General features: G+C 71.1%; 19 protein-coding genes. 11 read left to right on the plus strand and 8 right to left on the minus strand.

Going from position 1 to position 21991, the window contains the following annotated elements; genetic code table 11:
- Nucleotides 1-6: 6 nt before the first annotated feature.
- A complete protein-coding gene (locus LCN96_RS26095) occupies nucleotides 7-1146 on the plus strand; it encodes a tartrate dehydrogenase (RefSeq protein WP_225276060.1) in 1140 nt (379 codons plus the stop codon).
- Nucleotides 1147-1194: 48 nt separating this feature from the next.
- Here LCN96_RS26095 and LCN96_RS26100 read toward each other — a convergent pair whose 3' ends face one another.
- Complete coding sequence (locus LCN96_RS26100; protein ID WP_225275517.1) at nucleotides 1195-1938, minus strand: GntR family transcriptional regulator; 744 nt, start codon at nucleotides 1936-1938, stop codon at nucleotides 1195-1197.
- 114 nt (nucleotides 1939-2052) lie between these two features.
- On the opposite strand from LCN96_RS26100, the gene LCN96_RS26105 reads away from it, so the two are divergent.
- The 9 genes from LCN96_RS26105 (at nucleotide 2053) to LCN96_RS26145 (ending at nucleotide 10309) form a co-directional block, all read left to right on the plus strand.
- Entirely contained in the window at nucleotides 2053-3318 is a 1266-nt protein-coding gene (locus tag LCN96_RS26105; RefSeq protein WP_225275518.1) for an MFS transporter, read from the plus strand.
- Nucleotides 3319-3329: 11 nt separating this feature from the next.
- The gene (locus LCN96_RS26110) at nucleotides 3330-4184 is read left to right on the plus strand and encodes an NAD(P)-dependent oxidoreductase (protein ID WP_225275519.1); all 855 of its coding nucleotides are present in this window, start codon (nucleotides 3330-3332) and stop codon (nucleotides 4182-4184) included.
- A 45-nt stretch (nucleotides 4185-4229) separates the two neighbouring features.
- A complete protein-coding gene (locus LCN96_RS26115) occupies nucleotides 4230-5612 on the plus strand; it encodes an acyclic terpene utilization AtuA family protein (RefSeq protein ID WP_225275520.1) in 1383 nt (460 codons plus the stop codon).
- On the plus strand, nucleotides 5605-5931 hold the full coding sequence (locus tag LCN96_RS26120; RefSeq protein WP_225275521.1) for a DUF4387 domain-containing protein: 327 nt from the start codon (nucleotides 5605-5607) through the stop codon (nucleotides 5929-5931). Before LCN96_RS26115 ends, LCN96_RS26120 begins: the two co-directional genes overlap by 8 nt.
- Nucleotides 5932-6265: 334 nt before the next feature.
- A complete protein-coding gene (locus LCN96_RS26125) occupies nucleotides 6266-6553 on the plus strand; it encodes a hypothetical protein (RefSeq protein ID WP_225275522.1) in 288 nt (95 codons plus the stop codon).
- Nucleotides 6554-6649: 96 nt separating this feature from the next.
- Nucleotides 6650-8362, plus strand: a complete 1713-nt coding sequence (locus LCN96_RS26130) for a SpoIIE family protein phosphatase (protein ID WP_225275523.1) — start codon at nucleotides 6650-6652, stop codon at nucleotides 8360-8362.
- A gap of 30 nt (nucleotides 8363-8392) precedes the next feature.
- Complete coding sequence (gene msrB, locus LCN96_RS26135) at nucleotides 8393-8938, plus strand: peptide-methionine (R)-S-oxide reductase MsrB (protein WP_225275524.1); 546 nt, start codon at nucleotides 8393-8395, stop codon at nucleotides 8936-8938.
- Nucleotides 8939-8947: 9 nt separating this feature from the next.
- The gene (gene msrA, locus LCN96_RS26140; RefSeq protein ID WP_225275525.1) at nucleotides 8948-9454 is read left to right on the plus strand and encodes a peptide-methionine (S)-S-oxide reductase MsrA; all 507 of its coding nucleotides are present in this window, start codon (nucleotides 8948-8950) and stop codon (nucleotides 9452-9454) included.
- A 492-nt stretch (nucleotides 9455-9946) separates the two neighbouring features.
- Nucleotides 9947-10309: a nuclear transport factor 2 family protein gene (locus LCN96_RS26145; RefSeq protein WP_225275526.1), complete on the plus strand. Its 363-nt coding sequence runs from the start codon at nucleotides 9947-9949 to the stop codon at nucleotides 10307-10309.
- A gap of 416 nt (nucleotides 10310-10725) precedes the next feature.
- On the opposite strand, the gene LCN96_RS26150 is transcribed toward LCN96_RS26145, so the two are convergent.
- The 5 genes from LCN96_RS26150 to LCN96_RS26170 form a co-directional block, all read right to left on the minus strand.
- Nucleotides 10726-13650, minus strand: coding sequence for an Ig-like domain-containing protein (locus LCN96_RS26150; protein WP_225275527.1), 2925 nt, complete (start codon nucleotides 13648-13650; stop codon nucleotides 10726-10728).
- A 102-nt stretch (nucleotides 13651-13752) separates the two neighbouring features.
- On the minus strand, nucleotides 13753-14610 hold the full coding sequence (locus LCN96_RS26155) for a carbohydrate ABC transporter permease (RefSeq protein ID WP_225275528.1): 858 nt from the start codon (nucleotides 14608-14610) through the stop codon (nucleotides 13753-13755).
- 19 nt (nucleotides 14611-14629) lie between these two features.
- On the minus strand, nucleotides 14630-15592 hold the full coding sequence (locus LCN96_RS26160; RefSeq protein WP_225275529.1) for a carbohydrate ABC transporter permease: 963 nt from the start codon (nucleotides 15590-15592) through the stop codon (nucleotides 14630-14632).
- Nucleotides 15571-16815 carry an ABC transporter substrate-binding protein gene (locus tag LCN96_RS26165; RefSeq protein WP_225275530.1) on the minus strand — a complete coding sequence of 415 codons (1245 nt, stop codon included), beginning with the start codon at nucleotides 16813-16815 and terminating at the stop codon, nucleotides 15571-15573. Before LCN96_RS26165 ends, LCN96_RS26160 begins: the two co-directional genes overlap by 22 nt.
- An 84-nt stretch (nucleotides 16816-16899) precedes the next feature.
- Entirely contained in the window at nucleotides 16900-18159 is a 1260-nt protein-coding gene (locus LCN96_RS26170; protein WP_225275531.1) for an alpha-L-fucosidase, read from the minus strand.
- 95 nt (nucleotides 18160-18254) lie between these two features.
- Here LCN96_RS26170 and LCN96_RS26175 point away from each other — a divergent pair, with 95 nt between their 5' ends.
- Complete coding sequence (locus tag LCN96_RS26175) at nucleotides 18255-19037, plus strand: RraA family protein (protein WP_225275532.1); 783 nt, start codon at nucleotides 18255-18257, stop codon at nucleotides 19035-19037.
- 40 nt (nucleotides 19038-19077) lie between these two features.
- Here the strand turns inward: LCN96_RS26175 and LCN96_RS26180 are convergent, their stop codons facing one another.
- Nucleotides 19078-20079 (minus strand): aldo/keto reductase, encoded by a 1002-nt coding sequence (locus LCN96_RS26180; RefSeq protein ID WP_225275533.1) that lies wholly within the window; start codon nucleotides 20077-20079, stop codon nucleotides 19078-19080.
- Nucleotides 20076-21968 (minus strand): hypothetical protein, encoded by a 1893-nt coding sequence (locus LCN96_RS26185; protein WP_225275534.1) that lies wholly within the window; start codon nucleotides 21966-21968, stop codon nucleotides 20076-20078. The genes LCN96_RS26180 and LCN96_RS26185 overlap by 4 nt, the downstream gene beginning before the upstream one ends.
- Nucleotides 21969-21991 lie beyond the last annotated feature (23 nt).

Raw genomic sequence — 21991 nt, forward strand, 5'->3', positions numbered from 1 at the left:
GCGCGGATTCGCCGCGTCGCCGAAGCGCCACAGCGCCGAGTCCCCGTCGTTCTCGCGCAGGACGATGGCGACGGCATCGGACGTGAGGTCGTCCCGGAAGGGCTGCGGTGCCTGCGGGCCGCCGCGCGGGCCCACGGGTTCGAGCTGGAGAGCGTCGAGTTCGAGTTCGCCTGTGCCGACTACTGGGTGCGGCACGGCGAGATGTTGCCGCCGGACTGGAAGGAGGTGCTCGGCGGCTTCGACGCGATCTTCTTCGGTGCGGTCGGCTGGCCCGAGGTCGTGCCCGACCACGTGTCGTTGTGGGGCAGCCTGCTGAAGTTCCGCCGGGAGTTCGACCAGTACGTCAACCTGCGGCCGGTCCGGCTGCTGCGCGGGGTGCGCAGCCCGCTGCGTGACCGCGGGCCCGGCGACATCGACTTCCTGGTCGTCCGCGAGAACACCGAGGGCGAGTACTCGAGCATCGGGGGCCGGATCTTCGAGGGCACCGACCGGGAGACGGTCGTGCAGGAGACCGTGATGACCCGGACCGGGGTGGACCGGGTGCTGCGTTACGCCTTCGACCTGGCAGGCTCCCGGCCGCGCAGGCGGCTGACGTGGGCGACCAAGAGCAACGGCATCTCCATCACGATGCCGTACTGGGACGAGCGCGCCGCCGCGATGGCGGAGCGGTACCCCGGCGTGGCCGCGGACAAGGACCACATCGACATCCTGGCGGCCAAGTTCGTCCTGCGCCCCGAGCAGTACGACGTGGTCGTCGCCAGCAACCTGTTCGGGGACATCCTCTCCGACCTCGGGCCGGCGTGCGCGGGGACGATCGGGATCGCCCCGAGCGCCAACATCAACCCCGACCGCACCTGGCCGAGCCTGTTCGAGCCGGTGCACGGCTCGGCTTCCGACATCGCCGGACGCGGGATCGCCAATCCGGTCGGTCAGATCTGGAGCGGTGCCATGATGCTCGACCACCTGGGAGAGACCGCTGCGGCGGCGCGGATCGTGGCCGCGATCGAGAGGGTGCTGGACGGGCAGCCCGAGGTGCTCACCCCCGATCTCGGCGGCTCCGGGACGACCGCGGGTCTCGGTACGGCGATCGCGGCCGAGGTCGCCGGGCGGCGCGGTTCGCCGCCGCTGGACACCACGGCGTCATGACACCCGCCCTTGTGCCGTATCAGGGCGGACCATGACGAGCGCCGCCGCTCAGGGCCGGGTGGCGGGCGCGGTCGTCTGGGTCGTCGGTGCGGCGAGCAGGTCCCCGAGCCCGCCGCGGGCGTCCTCGATCACCAGCGCCTCGGCCGCCGCCGAGTCACCCACCCGCAACGCCCGGACGAGCGCGCGATGGCTCGTGTACCGGTGCAGCCCGAACTCGGGGTCGTGGCCGATCCGTTCGAGCAGCCTGGCCCGGCGCGCCGGCCACGAGAACACCCGGGTCTGGTCGAGCAGCCGCACCAGGACCGGATTGCCGGCGCAGGACTCGACGATCTCGTTGAAGCGCTGCATGGCGTCGAGCAGCCGCCCGAGGTAGCGCGACGGCTCCTGCCCGGCCCGATGGCGCTGCTTGATGAGGATCAGCAGGTCGTCGGCCTCGTCGAGGACGGCGTCGAGCCGGTCCAGCTGCTCGGGGGTGGCGCGCCGGGCGGCGAAGCGGGCCACCATGCCGCGCAGGGCCACCTCGACCTCGGCCAGGTCCTGGATCGCGACGTCGCTGAAGGCGGCCACCTGCACCGTCCTCGGCCCCGTCCGCTCCAGCAGGCCGTCCTGCTCCAGCCGCCGGATGGCCTCGCGCACCGGCGTCGGGCTGACCGACAACCGCTCGGCGAGCCCCCGTTCGGTGACCTTCTGGCCGGCCCCCAGCTCGCCCGTCGTGATCGCGTCGCGGAGGGCGCGGTACGCGCCGTCGGCAAGCGTGCTGGTCGTGGGTCCCCTCGACGTCTCATCCGCCATGCGCGCAGTCTATCTGCCATGGCAAAGCTGATTTGCAACGCTTGACGGTGTTGCTATAGCAAATCTAGCGTGGTGCGCGTCACATCGATCCGGGGGTGAAGGGAAGGGCGCCCGATGGCGACCACCAGCGTGCGGCGCACGCGTACGGGACGGATCACCTTCTTCATCTCCCTGGCGGTCTTCGCCCAGGAGTCGACGTGGAACCTCTACGACTCCCAGGTGCCGCCGCTGCTCCGCGAGCACCTCACCAGCGCCGCGCTCGTCGGCCTGCTCATGGGCATGGACAACCTGCTCGGCATCTTCATCCAGCCGTGGATGGGCAATCGGTCGGACAACACCCGTACCCGGTGGGGGAGACGGCTGCCGTACCTGGTGGTCGGGATGCCGCTGGCGGCGCTGCTGTTCCTCGCCATCCCGCACGCGGCGGCCACGCTGCCGCTGCTGGTCCTGGTCATGTTCGCCTACGCGCTGGTCGCGAACTCCTTCAAGCCCATCGCCGAGTCCCTGCTCCCGGACTTCATCCCGCCCCAGCGCCGCAGCCGCGCCAACGCGGCGGTCAAGATCGCGTCCAGCCTCACGGTGATGGTCGCGGCGCTGATCAGCATCTTCCTGATCGACGACTTCCCGAGGGCGTCGTTCGCGATCCCCGCGACCCTGATGCTGGCCTCCGTGGTCGTGCTCGCGGTGAAGCTGCGCGACAGCCGCTCCCCGGCCTACCAGGCGGTGGTCGAGGAGGATCGCGAGCGGCAGGACACCGCGCGGGTGCGGGTACGGCACGTCGTGCTCGACATCGTGCGCGACCCGGACCGCAGCAGATCGTGGCTCATCGTGTCCATCCTCCTCTTCGGCGGTGCGTGGGCCGCCTCACGGGCGCTCGTCACGCCGTACGGCATGGAGTCGCTGGGCCTGTCCCGTGGCGACGCGGGCGGGCTGACCCTGCCCAGCGGGGTGGCCTTCATCGTGGCGGCCTACCCGGTGGCGATGCTCGCCGAGCGTTTCGGCCGGCTGCGCGTGATGATGGCCGGGATGGCGGTGTTCGCCGCCGGACTGGTGCTCGCCACCGTGGTGCACACGCCCGCCGGGGTCGTGATCGGCCTGTGCGTCGCGTCGGCGGGCGCGTCCGCGTTCCTGGTCAACGCCGTCGTCGTGCTGTGGAACCTGGCCCCGTCCGACGGTGTGGCCGGGACCTACACCGGTCTCTACACCGTCGGCTGGGTGGGCGGCGGCTTCCTCGGGCCTGCGGTGGTCGGCGGCATGGTCGACCTGACGAGCTGGTCCCTGATGCTCGTGCACGCCTCGGTCATCGCGGTCGTCGCCGTGCTGGCGGTCGCGCGGGTCAGCGCCCTGCAGCGGCGCGCCGAACCCGGACGTGCGCTGTGACGGCGGCGCGCGTGCTGATCACCACGGACTATCTGCGCCCCGGCGACGAGGTGGACGGCTTCCTGAGGCGTTCCGGGCTGGAGACCGCGCACCTGCCCATGCTCGGCCGGCGCGACCCCGAGCAGCTCGTCGCGGCGCTCGCCGGGATCGACGCCGCGCTGGTGGCCAACGAACCGCTGACGGCCGGCGTCCTGGCCCGCGCGCCGAGGCTGCGCGTCATCGTGCGGACAGGCGTGGGCTTCGACTCGATCGACGTCGCCGCCGCGACCCGCCTGGGGATCAGCGTGAGCAACCTGCCCGGCATCAACGCCAACGCCGTCGCCGAGTACACCATGGGCCTGCTGCTCGCGGGCGCCCGCCGTCTCGTACAGACCGCACATGGGGTGGCCCAGGGCGCCTGGCCGGGTGCGGACGGGCACGAGCTGCGCGGATCCGTCCTCGGGCTCATCGGGTACGGGGCGTCGGCGCGCGCGGTGGTGCCGCTGGCCCGCGCCTTCGGGATGAGCGTGCTCTGCACGACGAGCGTGCCGGCGCGGCTGCGCGGCGACTCCTCGGTCAAATTCGTCGAGCAGGCGTTCAAGCTGATGAAGCCGGCCACGCTGCTGGTCAACACCGCGCGCGGCGCCGTCGTCGACGAGGCCGCGCTCGTCGCGGCCGTGCGCGCGGGCGAGATCGCGGGCGCCGCCCTCGACGTCGTACGGGAGGAGCCGCTCCCGCCGGACAGCCCCTTGCGCGGCGTGGACGGCATCGTCGTCTACTCCCACCTGGCCGGGCAGACCGCCGAAGCACGAGCCGCCGCGGGGCGCGAAGGGGCCGAGGAACTCGTGGCGGCGCTCGAAGGCCGGCCCCGCTTCCCGGTGAGCTGACACAGAGAGACTGACACAGAGACTGACACAGAGAGAAAGTGGGACATGGGCAGCGAACCCATCAAGGCGGTCCGGGTCCTGGTGCCGAGCGGCATGCTCGGCGCCGGCTGGGACCACGCCACGATCGAGCGCGGCATCGCGCTCGGCGCCGACGTCATCAGCATCGACGCCGGCTCGACCGACTCCGGCCCCTACTACCTCGGCTCCGCGACCGCCAAGACGACGGCCAAGGCGGTGGCACGCGACCTGCGCAGCCTGCTGAGGGCCGCGTCCGGCGCGGGCATCCCCGTGGTCGTGGGCTCCTGCGGTACGAGCGGTACCGACAGCGGCGTCGACTGGGTCGCCGGGATCGCGGCCGAGGTGATGGCGCAGGAGGGCCTGGACCTGAAGGTCGCGCGGATCTACAGCGAGCAGAACGCGGCCGCGCTGAAGGAGCACCTTGACGCGGGCCGCATCCACCCGCTGCCACCGCTGGGACCGTTGCGGGCCGAGACCCTCGAGAGCTGCGCCCACATCGTCGGCGCGATGGGCCACGAACCGATCGTCGCGGCACTGCGGGCCGGCGCCCAGGTCGTGCTCGCCGGCCGGGCCACCGACACGGCGGTGGCCGCCGCCTACCCGCTCATGCACGGCATGCCAGCCGGGCCGACGTGGCACGCCGCCAAGATCGTCGAGTGCGGAGGACAGTGCACCGACAACCCGCGTGCGGGCGGGGTCCTCGCCACCATCGACGCGGGCGGCTTCACCATCGAGCCGCTCGACCCCGCGGTGTCGTGCACGCCGATCTCGGTGGCCGCCCACCTGCTCTACGAGAACGCCAACCCGTTCGAGATGCGGGAACCCGGCGGCACCCTGGACGTCCGGGACGCCCGGTACACCGCGGTCGACGGCCGGACCGTCCGCGTCGAGGGGTCGCGCTTCCACGTCGCCGACCAGTACACGATCAAGCTGGAAGGCGCCCGGATCACCGGCTACGAGACCATGTCGTTCACCGCGATCCGGGACCCCCTCATCCTCGCCGAGATCGACACCTGGGCGGACCTCATGCGCACGATGATCAGGCAGCGGGTGGGCCAGACCCTGGGGCTGGCCGACGACGAGTACGCCTTCGACCTGCGCCTCTACGGCCACAACGCGGTGCTGGACGACCTGGAGCCCGAGGCCGGGCCGCCCCGGGAGGTGGGCGCGATGCTGCTGGTCAACGCGCCCGACCAGCCGACGGCCACGGCGATCGCCAAGGTGGCCAACCCGCTGATGCTGCACCTGCCCACGCCGTCGATGGACTACCTGCCGAGCCTGGCCTTCCCGTTCTCGCCTGCCGAGGTCGAGCGCGGCGCGGCGTACGAGTTCACGCTGAACCACGTCGTCGACTGCGCCGACCCCATGAGCCTGTTCCGCATCGAGATGGGAGAGAACGCGGATGTCTGAGATCACCCTGGCCGACCTCGCCCACGAGGTCCGGTCCAAGAACGCGGGCCCGTTCTGGGTCACCCTGGAGCTCTTCCTGCGCGACGCCGACGGCTACCGGATCGCCGCGGACGAGTCGTTCCTGAACGAGCGGGTGATCGCCGAGCTCTACCGGGTGGAGGAGAGCACGGTCCAGGTGTTCCGGATCCCCTCGCTGAACGTGGTGAAGATCTCCTTTCCCCGTCCCGTCAGCCAGGGCTCGATCCGGGACCGCGACATGCACGCGGGGCAGCATCACGTGCCGCTCGCGCGCCTGCCGGTCAAGCGGCCGAACGGCTGACGTCCTCGGCCCTTCGGGAGGTCGCGGTGCGGCCGGGCGCGTTCTGTGGCCCCGGCCACAGGTTCAGCACGGCGACTCCCACCGTTCACCGGTCGGCAGGTAGGTCACGAGCAGGCCCGGGTGCTGGCCGGCCGTACCGCGTCCGAGGCGGTGCCCCCGGTGCGGAACAACCACGAGAGCGGGTCGTGCCCATGGGCGTCGTGCACGGGATCAGCACCCGCGCGCCGAGCACGGACGATCCGGCGACCGCCTGCGCCGGACCCATCACCACGCTGGCACAACGCTTCGGACTGCCCGCGCACGTGCTGCGGCACTGGGGGAGCTGCGCACGCTGGTGTCCACCCCCAGCCCCATGGACCACCGCGACCTGCTGCGCCGTCACGTCGGAGGGCTCGAGCGGCGGATCTCACAGGCACGAGCGGCCAAGGAACTGATCGAACACGCGCTCGCCTGCCCGGACAGCTTCGCCGAATGCCGGCACGCCCGCGACCGGATCGCGGCCCGGATCCCGCCCGCACCCCAGGGCCACGGCACCGGCCGGAGCCGCTCCAGCGCCCACGCCGTGGCCCGGTCCTCCGCTCCGGACAGCGACGCCACCTCCTCCGGCCCGCCCGCGAGCTGATCATCGCCGCAGACGGCCGGCGCATCGCGCAAGGGGTGCCAGAACGGGCGTCTGGGAAGGATGGTGGAGCAGATGCAGTGAAGGAGACTTAGCGCCATGAACCTTGCAGGCAGCACGGACGACGCGCCTGCCTCGAAGGCCCCGGACGAGTCCAGCGGAGCAGAAGTGCTGCCGGAGCTCCTGGACGCGGCCGCGTATGTGGTGGACGACGAGGGACGCATCGCCGGCGTCAACCACCGGGCCGCGCGCTCGCTGGGCCGCGCCGCCGCCGACATGGTGGGCCGGGACGCCCACGACCTGCTGCACCGGGGAAGCGCCGGCGAGCCCCTGCCGCGGGTCCGCTGCCTGATGAGGCAAGCCTTGCTCACCGGCCGCACGCTGCACGACGACCACGGCTGGTTCGAGCGCGGGGACGGCTCCCTCCTGCCCATCTCGTGGGTCATCACGCCCTGCCGGATCCAGGGAGGCAGGGCCGGAGCGCTCGTACTGTTCCACGAGGTCGCCACGCCCGCGGAGACGGTGGAGCCGGCGGCGGCCGGCGCCTCGATGTCGGAGCTGGATCGGCTCGCCCTGCTCGCGGAGACCACCACGACGCTCACCTCGAGCCTCCACGCCGAGGACATCCTGCGTCAGCTGGTGCGGCTGGTGGTGCCGCTGCTGGGCGACTGGGCCGTGGTCGACCTGCTCACCGACCAGCGGGGCGTCGAGCGGGTGGTGGCGGTGCACGACGAGGACGGCGTCCTGGTGCACCGCGAGGATCTGGAGGGGCCGATGCCACCGGTGCCCGAGGACTCCTCGATGCCCCTGTCCCGGGCGCTGCGCGGAGTCACCAGTACGCTGGTGACCCCCGCCACCTACGAGGGACGGCCGGATTCCGGCATCGCGGTCGCCCAGCAGGAGTTGTTCCGGGCGACCGGCATGCATTCGGCGAGCATCGCGCCGATCCGCGGCGTGCGGGAGGTGGTCGGCGCGCTGACCATCGGCCGGGCCGCGCGCCCTGGCGCGTTCACCGCTGCCGACCTGCTGCTGGTCGAGGACATCGCCCGCCGCGCAGGGCTGGCCCTGGACAACGCCCGCCTGTACGAACGGCAACGCCGGGTCGCCGAGACGATGCAACGTCACCTGCTGCCGCAGATGCCGTCGGTGCCCGGGGTGCAGATGGCCGCCTGCTACTGGCCCGCGCCGCACGCGTCCCAGGTCGGGGGCGACTGGTACGACGCCTTCGTCCTGCCGGGCGGCACGATCGCGCTGGTGATCGGCGACGTGGTCGGCCACGACCTGGACGCCGCGGCGGGGATGGCCCAGGTGTGCAACATGCTGCGGGCCTACGCCGGGGCCGAGGAGGAGCCGCCCAGCGTGATCGTGGACCGGCTCGATCGGGCGGTGTCCCGCATGACACAGACCGTCATGGCCACCGTGGTCTTCGCCCGGCTGGAACGCACCGATGCCGGCGGGTGGCTCCTGCGCTGGACCAACGCCGGTCATCTGCCGCCGCTCCTGGTCGAACGGGACGGACAGGCCCGGTTCCTGGAGGAGGGACAAGGTGTCCTCCTGGGGACGGGCCTGCGGCCCGACCGCGCCGACGCCGTCACCACGCTGCCCCCGGGCTCGACCTTGGTGTTCTACACCGATGGACTGGTCGAGTCGCATCACCATACTCTCGACCATGGGCTGGCCGGGTTGCGGCGATATGCCGCTTCGTTGGCCCATCGTCCTCTGGACTCCTACTGCGGGGTACTGTTCGAGCGCACGCGTCCGATCGACAACGACGACGATGTGGCCATGCTGGTGTTGCGGGTGCCCGAGTAGCCCGGACAGTCGCAGGAATATAACCGGCCCGTGGAGTGTCTCTATCACCGCGTCCAGGAGCGTTTCACCTGGTTCCCCAGCTTCGTGCCGAAAGGCCGGGAAGGGAAAGTTGTGCCCCGGCAGACCCAGTACCACAAGAACCCGGAAGCCGTTTCTCGGCTCGACCCGGAGCAGTATCGCGTGACCCAGCAGGACGGCACCGAGCGCCCATTCGCCAACGCCTACTGGGACAACCACGAGCCCGGCATCTACGTCGACGTCGTGTCCGGCGAGCCGCTGTTCGCGTCGGTCGACAAGTACGACAGCCACTCCGGCTGGCCGAGCTTCACCAAGCCGATCGAGCAGACGAACGTCGTCGAACGCAAGGACTTCAGCCACGGGATGATCCGGGCGGAGGTCCGCTCGCTGCACGGGGACAGCCACCTCGGCCACGTCTTCGACGACGGTCCTGCCGACAGGGGCGGACTGCGCTACTGCATCAACTCCGCGTCATTGCGGTTCATCCACCTCGATGACCTGGAGCAGGAGGGGTATGGCGAATACCGGACCCTGTTCACGAGTGACACCGACAAGTAAGGAGACGACGTGACCACCGAGAAGGCGATCCTCGCCGGCGGCTGCTTCTGGGGTATGGAGGAGTTGTTCCGCCACCAGCCCGGCGTCGTGTCCACGCGCGTCGGCTACAGCGGCGGCGACGTCCCGAACGCCACCTACCGCAACCACGGCACCCACGCGGAGTCCATCGAGGTCGTCTACGACACCGACAAGACCGACTTCCGCGCGCTGCTCGAGTTCTTCTTCCAGGTGCACGACCCCTCGACGAAGAACCGCCAGGGCAACGACATCGGCACCAGCTACCGTTCGGCGATCTTCTACACCAGCGACGAGCAGAAGCGGATCGCCGAGGACACCATCGCCGACGTCGACGCCTCGGGCCTGTGGCCCGGCAAGGTCGTCACCGAGGTCACCCCGGCGGGCGACTTCTGGGAGGCCGAGCCCGAGCACCAGGACTACCTGCAGAAGTATCCCAACGGCTACACCTGCCACTTCCCCCGTCCCGGGTGGAAGCTTCCGAAGCGGGACAAGGCCTGACATCACCGGCGCGCGGGCCTGAGTCCGCGCGCCGGCGCGTGAGCGACGGGCACCAGGGCACGGGACCCATCCGCCGGCTCCCGATAGCGAACTCGCGGCGTACTCCGAGCCCGGCCGTGAAGAGGAAGATCGCCATCAGCGCGTTGTTCATCCACGCCTGTGACCAGGCCGAAATCATCTGGAAGAGAGCACAGGGTGACAACCTGGCGTGGCTTCCTCGGCCATCACGATCCGCGTGCCGCCGATCTGCCACCCGGTCAGCCTGGAAGGGGTGTCTTCAATCCTCGACCGTCGCGAATCGCAGAAGGCGCGAACTCGCGGCGGTCTGATTCACGGTCGCCGCACACCCACAGCAACAGCCTGTCGGGAAGCCTTTGAACCCGACACTCACGCTCACTCCCCGATGGCCGGAGTCCCTGGATCGGACTGCGAAGATCAGCCGAGCGTGAACGTCCTGGCGCGAATACGGCGCCGGCTGGGAGGGTGGACCTCATGATGGAGGACTTGCGGGACGCCGAGCGCCGGCTCCAGGCCGCGCAGCTCGCTGGAGATGTCGAGGCGCTGGATCGGCTGCTGGATGATCGGCTGATCTTCACCTTCGGCGCGAACGTTGCGACCAAGGCGGACGACCTTGAGCTGCACCGCACTCGGACCCAGGTGTTGACGAAGGTGGCCGAGGAGGAGTTGACCGTGCTCGCCGATGGGCGCACCGGGGTGACGTGGTTTCTCGGCACCGTCGAAGGCACCGTCTCCGGTGCGCCGTTCGCGGCCAGGATGCGCTACACCCGTACTTGGCTTCACGACGAGACGCACGGCTGGCGAATCATCGCCGTGCACGCCGGCACGACCGATTGACGCGGATCAGGGGTGGTGCCGCTGGTCACCCTGCTGCGCGCCCGGAAGCGGGCGGAGGGTTCGGCACCGACGATGCTCATGTATGCGCTTCGTGGCCTTCGCCACCTCATGTACGGGCCTGAGCCGGAGGACATGTCGGCCGATCTCTCCGCGCCGGGGTCCGCAGCTCGTGGTCGTTTCTCCCCACTCCAGGTCCCGCCTGACCGCGACCGCGGTCTGTGACAGCGCCCGAGCGCTGTACGCCGGGACGGCCGGTGATCAGGCGCATAAGACCTGCCGAGGAACGTGCGCAGGCTCTGAAGTCGCTGGCGGCCGGGGTGGTCAGGCGGCCGATCCGGCGCGGTCGCCATCGAGGCGGGCTAGGCCGGGGCTCCTATGACAGCACGTTCGTCGCAGGAGCCCCCGCACAGGCGCGCTCAGGCTGCCCGTGGCAACGAGAACGTGACGTCGTCGAAGTCGAGGTGCGTGAACCCCTCGGTGTAGAAACCCACCTTCCCCGACGGATTGTGCCCCGGGTTCTCCCCCGAGAGCACGTTCTCACCGCCGACGCTGACGCTCACCGACGCCCCCCGCACCGTCATCCGCACGTCGTAGACGCTGTCGGGACGCAGGCCGCGCTCGGCCGGCAGGACGGCCTGGCTCAGGGTCCGCCACTGCGCGTCGTAGAGCGTCCAGGTCGGCCCGGCCGCCGCGTGCCGGTAGCGGACGTAGCCGCCGCCGGTGCCGCCCTGGCGGTCGTACATGATGAGGACGGCCCCCTCGGGCACCTGCGCGGGCGTCCGCAGCCGGTACGACAGCGCGTAGTCGGTGAAGGCGCGGTCGAGCAGGCCGTTGGCGCCCTTGAGGATCCGGTACCAGTGGTTGCCGGTGGCGTCGGCGACGATGGGGCGGTTGGGGTCGACGGGCCAGCCGTTGGCGCCGGACTCGAAGTCGGTGGCGTGCATGACGCCGTCGCCCTCGCTGACGGTGACGGTGGCCGTGTCGGTGATCTCCGGGTGGGTCTTGGAGGCGACGGTGACGGTGGTGGTGCCGGGCATGAGCGCGGTGACCGCGCCGGCGGCGCTCACCGTGGCCACCGCCGGGTCGCTGCTCGTGTACGTGACCGCCTGGTCGGTGGCGTTCCACGGCACCGGCTCCGCCCGGACGGAGAGCGTCTTGCCGAGCGGGACGGTGAGCTCGTCGCCGGGCAGGTGCAGGGCGGTCAGCTCGATCCGGTCGGGCCCGCCCGGCAGCCCGACCTTGCCGTGGGTGCCGATCTCGGCGAACGGGACGGCCTTGAAGCCGGGGATGCGCTGGAAGACCTCGGCGTCCGCCTTCAGGGAGAAGTCGCCGGCCCGCCAGTCGGTGAAGCCGGGGTCGCGGTCGGCGACCCAGTTGCCGGCGTAGTTGAGCAGGTTCTTGACGTCCCGCGCGCCGTGCTGGTTGACGCTGGGGGCCCGGGTCAGCTCGGGGTTCCAGACGAGGTTGTTCTCGAAGTGGTTCTTCGCCGGGTAGTAGTGGTTCTCGTCGAAGAAGGTGAGCAGTTCGGGGTACTTCGCGGCGTACGGGGTGCCGGCGAAGCCGCCGTTCTCCTCGAACAGCTTGCGCCAGGCGGGCAGGTAGTTCTTGTCCACCGTGTTGCCCGGCTGGTCGCCCATCCACATCTCGTAGTTGTCGTAGGGGACGTGGGTGTCGACGAAGATGTTGTTCCTGGCCTTGATGTGGTCGCCGGAGCCGCTCTTGATGGCGTCGTTGCCCATCCGGTAGAAGACGTTCTCGTCGATCGTCAGGCCCATCGTGAGGTTGTCGGGGTAGACGCCCTCGACGCCGCCGCGCCCCTCGCCGATGTGGTGGAAGTAGTTGCGCCGGATCACGGTGCCGCGCTCGTGCGGGGTCATGCCGGCGTTCATGTAGATCGCGCCGAGGTCCTGGAAGTCCTGGCAGATGTCGTAGATGTCGTTGTACTCGATGAGGTGGTCGTTGCCGTGGACGATGATGCCGGGATGCGGCGCGTCGTGGATCTCGTTGCCGCGGGCGGTGTTGCCCACGCCGTCGAACATCACGCCCGGGTTGTACGCCTTGTGGTAGTAGGCGAAGTCGTGGATGTGGGAGTTCTCCACCCGGTTGCGGCCCGGCTCCAGGGTCTGGTCGTCGCCGCCGTTGAGGACCACGCCCACGCCGCCGACGTGCCGGATCGTGGAGGACACCACGGCGTGGTCGCGGCCCTTGTTCCTGTCCGGGATGCCGTCGTAGACGTAACGGCCGGCCGAGTTGATGTAGACGCCGCCGTCGGCGAAGTTCTGGATGTCGCTGCGCTCGATCGTGACGTGGCTGCCGCCGAGGATCACCGCGGGCAGGCTGCGCCCGTACTCCAGCGCCAGCTCCTGGAAGGAGACGTGCGAGGCGCCGGCCGTCTTGATCATTGGCTCCTTGAGCATGGTGACGGTGATGTCGCCCTGCTCGGCGCGGAAGGCCGCGTTGGGCATCAGATACAGCACGCCCGTGGCCCGGTCGATGTAGTACTCGCCGGGGGCGTCCAGCTCCTCCAGGAGGTTCTGGGCGAAATGGAAGTCCGGGTACCACGATTTCATCAGGCCGGACATCTCGCCGTAGCGCAGGGTGATCGTCTTCGCCTCGGGGTCGATCGCGGCGATCTTGTTGTACGACCACTCCCAGCTGTAGCCGAAGATGCCGTCCAGCCAGACGTCCTCCGCCTGCGTCCAGTGGCGCGGCCGGTCGTAGCCGTAGCTGAACGTGCCGCCGCGGTTCTGCAGGTCGGCGTCCTTCACGGTGGGCCCGGCGTCGATGATCTGGTTCATCTGGACGGTGCCGTCGTTGGGCCAGCGGGCCAGCGTCATGCCCTGGCCCGCCACGTACAGCTCCATCGGCGGGACGGCGCTGACGTCGTTGGCCTTCCAGTAGCCGTGCCGGCTGAGCTGCCCGTAGTCGGTGATGCCGAGGGCCTTGAGGTCGGCCCGCAGCACCTTGCCGCGGGCCTGCTCGTCCACGATGCGCCCGAGCACGGCCTCGTCGGTCACCGGCGTGAAGCTGTCGTGGTCGAGCTGCCGGCCGCCGGTGAGCCGGGCGGTCTCGCCGGGGTAGGAGCGGTAGACGACCGGCGCCTTCGCCGTGCCGGAGTCGCGCTGGTCGAGCGCGAACGACGCGCTGCGCTGGTAGGTGCCTTCGCGCAGGTAGACGGTCACCCCGCCGCGGGGCAGGCCGTGGCGGGCCTTGAGCTTCCTGATCGCGTCCCTGGCCCCTTCGAGGGTACGGAAGGGGCGGCCTTTCGTCCCGCTGCCGGCGTCGTCACCGCCGGGTGCGACGTAGAGGATCTTCCCTGGTGCGGTCTCCGCGTGTGCCACTGCGGGCGTTGCCAGAGGTAACAGGAGGCAGGCCGCCAACGTGGCGCACAACCGTCGTCTGATGGACACTGTTCCGCCTTTCCGAGATGGGGTGGGGCCCGCTCAGCCCTTGAGCGCGCCGACCGTCAGGCCGCTGATGATGTGCCGCTGCATGTAGACGAAGAAGATGATCACCGGGGCCACGGCGAGGAGGAGGTTGGGGAAGACCTTGGTCAGGTCGGTGGAGTACTGGCTGATGCCTGCGTAGATGGCGGTGGTGACCGTGTACGTGCCGGAGCCGGGGCTGAGCAGGATCTGCGGGCTGATGAAGTCGTTCCAGATCCCGATCGAGTTGAGGATCAGCACCGTGATCACGGCCGGCCGCGTCAGCGGGAAGATGACCTGCCAGTACGTGCGCAGCCGCCCGGCTCCGTCGATCGCGGCCGCGTGGTCGATGTCCCGGGGGACGGTACGGATGAAGCCGACGAACAGGAAGATGCTCACCGGCAGCGTCATGGCGACGTCGTGCAGGATCAGCCCGGTCACCGTGTTGCCCAGCCCGATCGCGCGCAGCACGTAGATCAGCGGCACGATGAGGGCCGAGGCGGGGATGAACGTGCCGGCCAGGAAGAACAGCAGCAGGAACTGGGTGCGCCGCTTGAGGCTACGAGCGATCACGTACGCGGCCGGCCCGGCGAACAGGATGCACAGCACATCGACGGCCACCACCAGCAGCAGCGTGAAGCCGTAGCTCTGCAGCACGTTGTACTGGGGGCTCTGCACCGCCGCCGCCAGGTGGTCCAGCGAGATCCTGGCGAACGGCAGCGAGAACGGGCTGTTCTGGATGTCCTGCTGCGACTTGAAGCTGTTGACCAGCAGGAGGTAGACCGGCACGGTCATGACGGCGAACAGCAGGGTCAGCAGCGCGACGCGGACGGGCGAGGGCCGCCGCCGCGCGCCGGCGCGGAGGTTGGGGGTCATGGGGGCTCCTGAGAGGTACCTAGCTCGCCGCGGCCCGGTCCTGCCGGTTGCGCAGGGCGGTGACGACGACCGACAGCGCCGCGGAGGCCACCATGAGCCCCACGGCCTGGGCGGTGGCGAAGCCGACGTCCGTGCCGGCGAACGACCTGGTGAGGATGACGTAGGCGATGGTCTCGGTGGCCCCGGCCGGGCCGCCGTCGGTGAGGCTGACGACGATGTCGTACACCTTGATCAGCCCCACCAGGTTGAGCACCATGGCGACGGTGACCACCGGCGCGATCATCGGGATGACGATCCTGCGGTTGATCTGCCGGCGCGACGCGCCGTCGATCTGCGCCGCCTCGACCAGCTCGCGCGGCACCGTCTGCAGGCCGGCCACGAACAGCACCACGTTGAAGCCGAAGCCCGCCCACACGATGACGCCCACCAGGGTGATCACCGCGAGGTTCTCGTCGAACAGGAAGCCGACGGGGCCGAGGCCGAGGTCGGCGAGGGTGTTGTTGATCGCGCCGTTGGTGCCGAGGATCGCGCTCCACAGGAAGCCCAGGATGAGCGAGCTGATCACGTGCGGGTAGTAGGCGAGGGTGCGGAAGAAGGAGTTGGCCCAGTTCCGCTCCTTGAGCTGCAGCGCGTAGACCAGGCCCAGCCCGAGCATGCCCACCGACCCGAAGAGGGCCACGATCACGGTGACCACCGCGGCCCGGGTGGTGTCCGGGTCGTCGAACAGGCGGGCGTAGTTGGCCAGGCCGACGAAGTCCGCCGAGGAGAAGCCGTTCCAGTCGGTGAGGCTCAGGTACAGCGCCACGACGACTGGGACGACCGTCATGACCGTGTACACCACGACGGCGGGGGCGAGCATGCCCGCGCTCAGCGCCGCCTCGCGCAGGCGGCGGCGCCGGCGGCCCGGCGTGCCGCGATCCGGCTCGGGACTCCGCGCGGCCACCCGCACGGAGTCCGCGCTCAGCCCTGCGAGTCCCACCACTGGTCCAGCTTCGTGGCGACGTCGGCGGCCGAGGCGCCGGTGAACAGGGACTGGATCTGCTTGTTCAGCTCGTCGGCGTAGCCCTGGACCGGCTGCCGGTCGCCCTGCTTGACCAGGACGGTCGGCGCCTCGTCGAGGACCTTCTGCACGCCGTCGCCGAGGCTGGAGACGTCGTAGGCGAACCCCTTGCGCAGGTTGCCGTCGGCGGCGAGCTGGACCTTGATGGCCTCCTCGTCGGTCACCAGCCACTCGACCAGGTCGATCGCCGCCTCGCGGTGCCTGGACTGCGCGACCACCGTGTACGGCTGCGCCATGTTGCCGAACTGGCCGGGCGGGTAGGCGCCGTCGGACGGCACGGGGAAGACCCCGATGTCGTCGCTCTTGCCCGCCTCGTCGGCCGCGGGCACGAAGTAGGAGCCCATGATGTACATCGCCGAGTCGCCCTTGAGGAAGGCGGCCTGACCGTCGGGGTACTGCAGCCCGAGCGCGCTCTTGTCGAGGAAGCCTTGGTCGAGCCAGGACCGGTAGAGCTCGTAGTAGCGCTTGTAGCCGCCGGCCGCGAAGGACGTCTCGCCCTTCTTGCGCTTGACCGTCCAGTCGGGGTCGGCGGTGAGCACGCCCGCGTCGGCCAGCATGCTGAACTGCGCCCCGGTCACCCACTGGCCGGCCGTCTGCAGCGGCACCAGCCCGGCCTGCTTGAGCTTGCCCATCGCCTCCTCGAACTGGGCGATGGTCCGGATCTTCGTGGCGTCGAGGCCCGCGTCGGTGAACGCCTTCTTGTTGTAGAAGACCAGCGACTGGATCTGCTCGCCGACGCCGACCACGTAGTGCTTGCCGCCGATCGCGTAGTCGTCGAACAGCGGGGTCTTCGCGGCCCACGGCTCGCCCGACAGGTCCACGAAGAGCTCGGCGGTCTCCGGCGTGGGCACCACGTGCTGCGCGATGTCGGGCGGGTCGCCGGCGGCGAGGTCCTGGCGCAGCTTGGCCTCGGCCTCGATGGTGCCGGTGAGCTCCAGTTGCACGGTCACGTCCGGGTGCTTGGCCTCGTAGCGGTCGAACAGCCCGTTCCAGAACTGCTCGGTGAGGTTGGGCGTGATGTTGACGATCATCCGCAGCGTGGTCTTGCCCGCTCCGCCGCCCGTTTCCCCGCCGCCCCCGCCGCACGCCGACGTCGCCGTTAACGCGAGGGCCGTCGCCGCGGCCGCCAGCAATCGCCTGTTCATGTGCCTTCTTCCATCATTAATCGTCTATCGATAGGTGATGTTATTTCGGCTGCCTCACTTGTTCAAGAGCCAGTTCGTGCGGCGTCAGGACAGCCCTTCGTCGCGCAGCACCAGCTCGACGACCGGCAGCAGCACGTCCGGCCGGACCACCGGCAGGGTGAGGGTGAGCGTGCCAGGCTCCCGGCCCGGGGGAGCGAGGTTGTTGTGCTCGTGCTCGCCGCCGTCCAGCTCCTGTATGCGCACCTCCGAGCCGTCGTGCAGCAGTTGCGCGTACCGGACGCGGCCGGCCAGGCCCGGCAGGTGGACGTGCTTGAGCGGCCAGGCGAGCAGATGCAGGTAGAGCCGGTCGCCGCGCTGGGTGTAGAGCGCGTTCGGGGGCGGCTCGTACGCGCTGGGCCCCGCGCCGTGCACCGCCCGCGCGTGCAGGGACGTCCACGCGCCGATCGCGCGCAGCGTGCCGGCGGCCCGCGGGTCCAGCGCGCCCCGCCCGGTGGGGCCGACGTTGAGCAGCAGGTTGCCGCCGCAGGCGACCGACTGCACGAGCATGCGCACCAGCAGGTCCGGGCTCTTGTAGTCGTGGTTGTCGCGGTCGTAGCCCCACGAGCCGTTCAGCGTGTGGCACGCCTCCCACATCACCTCGGCGCCGTCGCGGGTCAGCGGCGCGTCGGGCTGGTACTGCTCGGGCGTGACGTAGTCGCCCGGGATGCCGAGCCGGTCGTTGACCACGATGCCCGGGCGCAGCTCGCGGACCATCGCCATCAGCTCCGCCGCACCCCACTCGGCGGGCCCCTTCGCCGGATAGGTGAAGTCGAAGAACAGCAGGTCGGGGTCGTAGGCGGTGAGCAGCTCGCGCACCTGCCCGTGCAGATACCGCCGGTAGCGTGCCATGTCGCGCCCCTTCGCCTCCTCGGGCGGCACGCTGTCGCGCAGCGGGTGGTACCGGTCGATGGTGAAGTCGGGATGGCGCCAGTCCAGCAGCGAGTAGTAGAGCCCCACCCGCAGCCCCTCCGCCCGCATCGCCTCCGCGAACTCGGCGACCAGGTCGCGGCCCGCCGCCTGGACGGAGGTGTAGCCGGTCAGCGCCGAGTCGAACAGGCAGAAGCCGTCGTGGTGCTTGGCGGTCAGCACCGCGTACCGCATCCCGGCCTCGCGCGCCGCCCTGGCCAGGGCGGCGGCGTCGAACAGGTCGGGGTCGAACCGCTCCAGGTAGCGGTCGTAGTCGGCGTCCGACATGGCCTCGCGGCTGCGCACCCACTCGTGCCGCGCGGCGAGGCTGTACAAGCCGAAGTGAACGAACAATCCGAACCGCGCCGCCCGGAACCACTCTGCCGATCCGCCTGACACCGGCGTCTCCTCCCACGGTTGACAGCCCTCGCTGATCGGCAGTTACATCTACCATCGATAGGCGATAATTGTCGACGGTTGGGTGAGAGCAACGCGTGAACACGAACATGCAGGAGACCTACGAGACGATGCTGGGGCCGGCGCAGTCCTCGCCCTTCGTCCGGCCGACCGAGCGGATGGTGGCGGCACTCGGCGGCGTGAGCGCGGCCACCGCCTGCGCCAAGCTGCACCAGCTGGGCATCACCCGCACCTTCATCGACGGGCCCGTGCCGCTGCACCGCGAGCCGGACGTCCGCGTCACCGGGGGAGCGGTCACGCTGCAGTTCCTCCCGCAGCGGGAGGACGTCTTCTCCGGCGGCGAGCAGGAGGACGCCGAGCGCAGGACCGCGCTGTGGGCGGTGCTGGAGACCATCAGGCCCGGTGACGTGCTCGTCGTGTCGGCGCAGGCCAGCCACTTCACCGGCTGCCTCGGCGACATGCTGGTCCGCTACTTCAAGCTGCGCGGCGGCGCGGGCATCGTGGTGGACGGGCGGGTGCGCGACGCCGCCCGCGTGCGCGCCCTGGGCGTGCCGATCTGGTGCACGGGGGTGACGCCGCACTACGCGTCGCAGACCGAGCTGTTCCCGTCGGCGTTCAACGTGCCGGTGGGCGTGGGCGGCGCGCTGGTGACGCCCGGCGACCTCATCGTCGCCGACGAGGACGGCGCGGTCGTCGTGCCGCAGCGCAGCGCCGTCGCGCTGGCCGAGGACTCCCTGCTGCACCAGGACCGCGAGGAGTTCGCCCGGCGGCGGCTGGACGAGGGCGGGCGGCTGTCCGACTACTACCCGCTGACCGGGGCCGGGCTGGAGGAGTACCTGGCCTCCCGGGACGCGGGCTGACCCCCTGGGAGCTGCCGGGCCCGGCAGCTCCCAGGGCCGATCACCCCTCCAGCAGCTCGGACGGGACGAAGCCCTCCGCGGCGAGGCGGTGCCACAGCTCCGGCGGGATCTCGGCCCGGGCCGCCGCCGCGTTGGCGCGTACCTCCTCCGCCGACCGGCACCCCACCACCACCGACCCCACGGCCGGATGCAGGTACGGGAACCGCAGCGCCGCCGCGGCGAGCGGCACCCCGAACTCCGCGCAGATCGCCCGGCACCGCCGCGCCCGCGCCAGCACCTCCGGCGGTGTCTCGCGGTAGTGGAACATCGCGCCCGGCCGGGGGTCGGCCAGCAGCCCGGTGTTGAACACCCCGCCCACCACGACCGTGGTCCCGGTCTTCGCGCACAGCGGCAGCAGGGTCGTCAGCGCATCGTGGTCGAGCAGCGAGAACCGGCCGGCGATGAGGACCACGTCCGGCTCGAACTCGGCCACGTACGCCGCCAGCGGCTCGCAGTGGTTCATCCCGAAGCCGATCGCCCCCGCCAGCCCCTCCTCACGGATCCTGCGCGCCGCCGGGTAACCGGTGCGCCGGATCTCCTCGCGGAAGTCGTCCGGGTCGTGCAGGAACAGCACGTCCACCGCCGGGCGGCGCAGCCGGCGCAGGCTCGACTCCAGCGACTCGCGCAGGCCGCGCTCGCTCCAGTCGGTGATCACCCGCTGCCCGGGCCGCAGCAACCAGCCGGCCTTCGTCGAGATCACCACGCCGGGCGCTGCGCGGGGCGCTGCGCGGGGCGCTGTGCCGGGCGCTGTGCCGGGCGCTGTGCCGGGGGTCGCGCCGTCCGCCGCGCCGTCCATCGCGCCGTCCATCACGCCGTCCGCGAGGGCCCGGCCGAGCCGGTCCTCGGCCACCCCGTGGCCGTAGCGGGGGGCGGTGTCGAAGTACGTCATGCCCTCGGCCGCGGCGGCGGCCACCGTGGCGGCGGCGTCCCGCTCGCTCACCTGCGTGAAGAGGTTGCCGATGGGCGCGGTGCCGAGGCCCAGCCTGGGCAGCGCGACGCTCATCCCGCCACCTCCCACGGCGGCGTCGCGCCGGTGGGGCGGGCGGCGTGCAGCGTCATGGCCAGCGTCAGCCGCACCTGCGTCCTGGCCGGCAGCCGGACGCCGACGTGCGGCCCCCCGACGGGCCGGGGCGGCTCGTCGTCGGCGCCGGCCGTGTCGATGCGGTGCTCGGCGAACGCGCCGCCCTGCACCACCAGCGAGCACGCCTCGCCGCCCAGGTTGACCAGCTCGATCACCGTGCGGCCCGGGTCGATGGCGGACACCAGCGCCGCCACGTCCGGCGGCAGCCCGGAGCGGCGGCGCCCGGCGTCGAAGTAACGCACGTGCATCTGGGCCAGGCCGCCGTTGTAGAGCACCTGCGGCGAGCCGGTGGTGAGCTGCAGCAGCGCCTCCGTGACGACCGGGTTGCGGTCCTGCCAGTCGTGGATGCCGAACGCGTCGGGGCCGACGGCCGGGTCCACCGGGTCGTTCTCGATCGCGGCCACCCGCTCGGCGCAGGTGTCGGCGGCGCTGCGCAGCATCCGCTCGGGGTAGCCGGGGTTGCGGCCGGCGAGGTACTCGTACCAGGGCTCCTCGTGGCCCGACTCCTCCTTGGTGCGCTGGGTGTGCACCGCCGTCCAGTCCCAGCTCGACGCCTCCCGCAGCCGGTCGATCCGCTCGCGGTCGGCGGTGTCCCTGCTGAAGTGCCACAGGGCCACCGGGAGCTGGGTCGGCATGACGTTGTGGTCGAACCAGCCCGAGTCGTCGCGGCGCATCGGGGCCAGCAGCGTCGGCTCGTCCGCCAGCCCGCGCAGGTGGGGCCGCCAGCGCTTGGTGATCGTGCTCACCTCGGCCGGCCGCCGGGGCGCCGCCTCGCGCAGCACCGCGTCCAGGGGGTTGCGGGCCAGCTCCAGATAGGAGCGGTCGCCGGTGAGCAGCGCCGCGTTGGTCGCGCCGATGATCGCGGCGCTGCCGACCGGTGGCAGGCCGTGCGGCCAGGACCAGCCGTAGTGGCCGCCGTACCAGCGGCCGTCCAGTTGCTCGCCGACGATGCCGTGCGTGCCGGCGTTGTCGGGGACGATCTCGCGGCCGTCCAGCCGCTCCCGCCAGGCGTCCACGTACTCGCGCACCCAGGCGGCGTGGCGGTCCTCGCCGCCGAGGAGGTGGGCGTTGGCGACGAGGCTGGTCGCGGCCAGGTTGACGATCGTGTCGCCGCGCCCCATGCGCTCCCACATCACCTTGCCGTACGCGCGGGCGCGCGCCGGGTCGGCGGCCAGGTCGTCGAACGGGGCGGCCTCGGCGATCCAGTCGAGCGGCAGGCCGTAGGGGCGCAGCGCCAGGCTCCACGGGAAGTAGACGTCGTGGTCGCTGAAGCCCCAGCGCGGCCCCGCGGCGCCGTTGTGCGGGGCGCGGATCACCCGGTGCTCGGGGTCGTAGTTGGGGCCGCCGGGCAGGTAGAGGTCGGCGAAGCGGGCGGCCAGCTCCCTCAGCTCGCCGTCCTCGGGCTCGGCCAGGCACAGGCCGTAGAACAGCAGCAGGCCCTCGCCCTGGTGGAACCAGTCGTAGCCGCGCTCGAAGCCGTCCACCAGCATGCCCATCCCGGCGAGCTGCGCGGTGACGCCCCGCCAGTGCCTGCGGGCCGCGGCCAGCACGTCGTCGCTGCCGCCGAGCAGGTAGAGGGTCGGCCAGTTGAAGAACGCCTCGTAGAAGTCGTCCACGCCGTCGCGGCCGTCGAGCCCCTGGCCGAGCCGGTCGCGGAAGACCAGCCGGCCGTCGCCCTCGGTGTAGCGGTCGGCGAAGATCCGCCAGGCCTTGTCCTGCGCGGCGAACAGCTCGCGCTGCAGCCCGGCCCACGCGGGCGGGTCGGTCACGGGACGGCTCGCCAGCAGGGCCGGCGGGATTGGGATACGCATGGAGAACACCAATCGTTCATCGA

This window comes from Nonomuraea gerenzanensis, assembly GCF_020215645.1.
GTDB classification, from domain to species: domain Bacteria; phylum Actinomycetota; class Actinomycetes; order Streptosporangiales; family Streptosporangiaceae; genus Nonomuraea; species Nonomuraea gerenzanensis.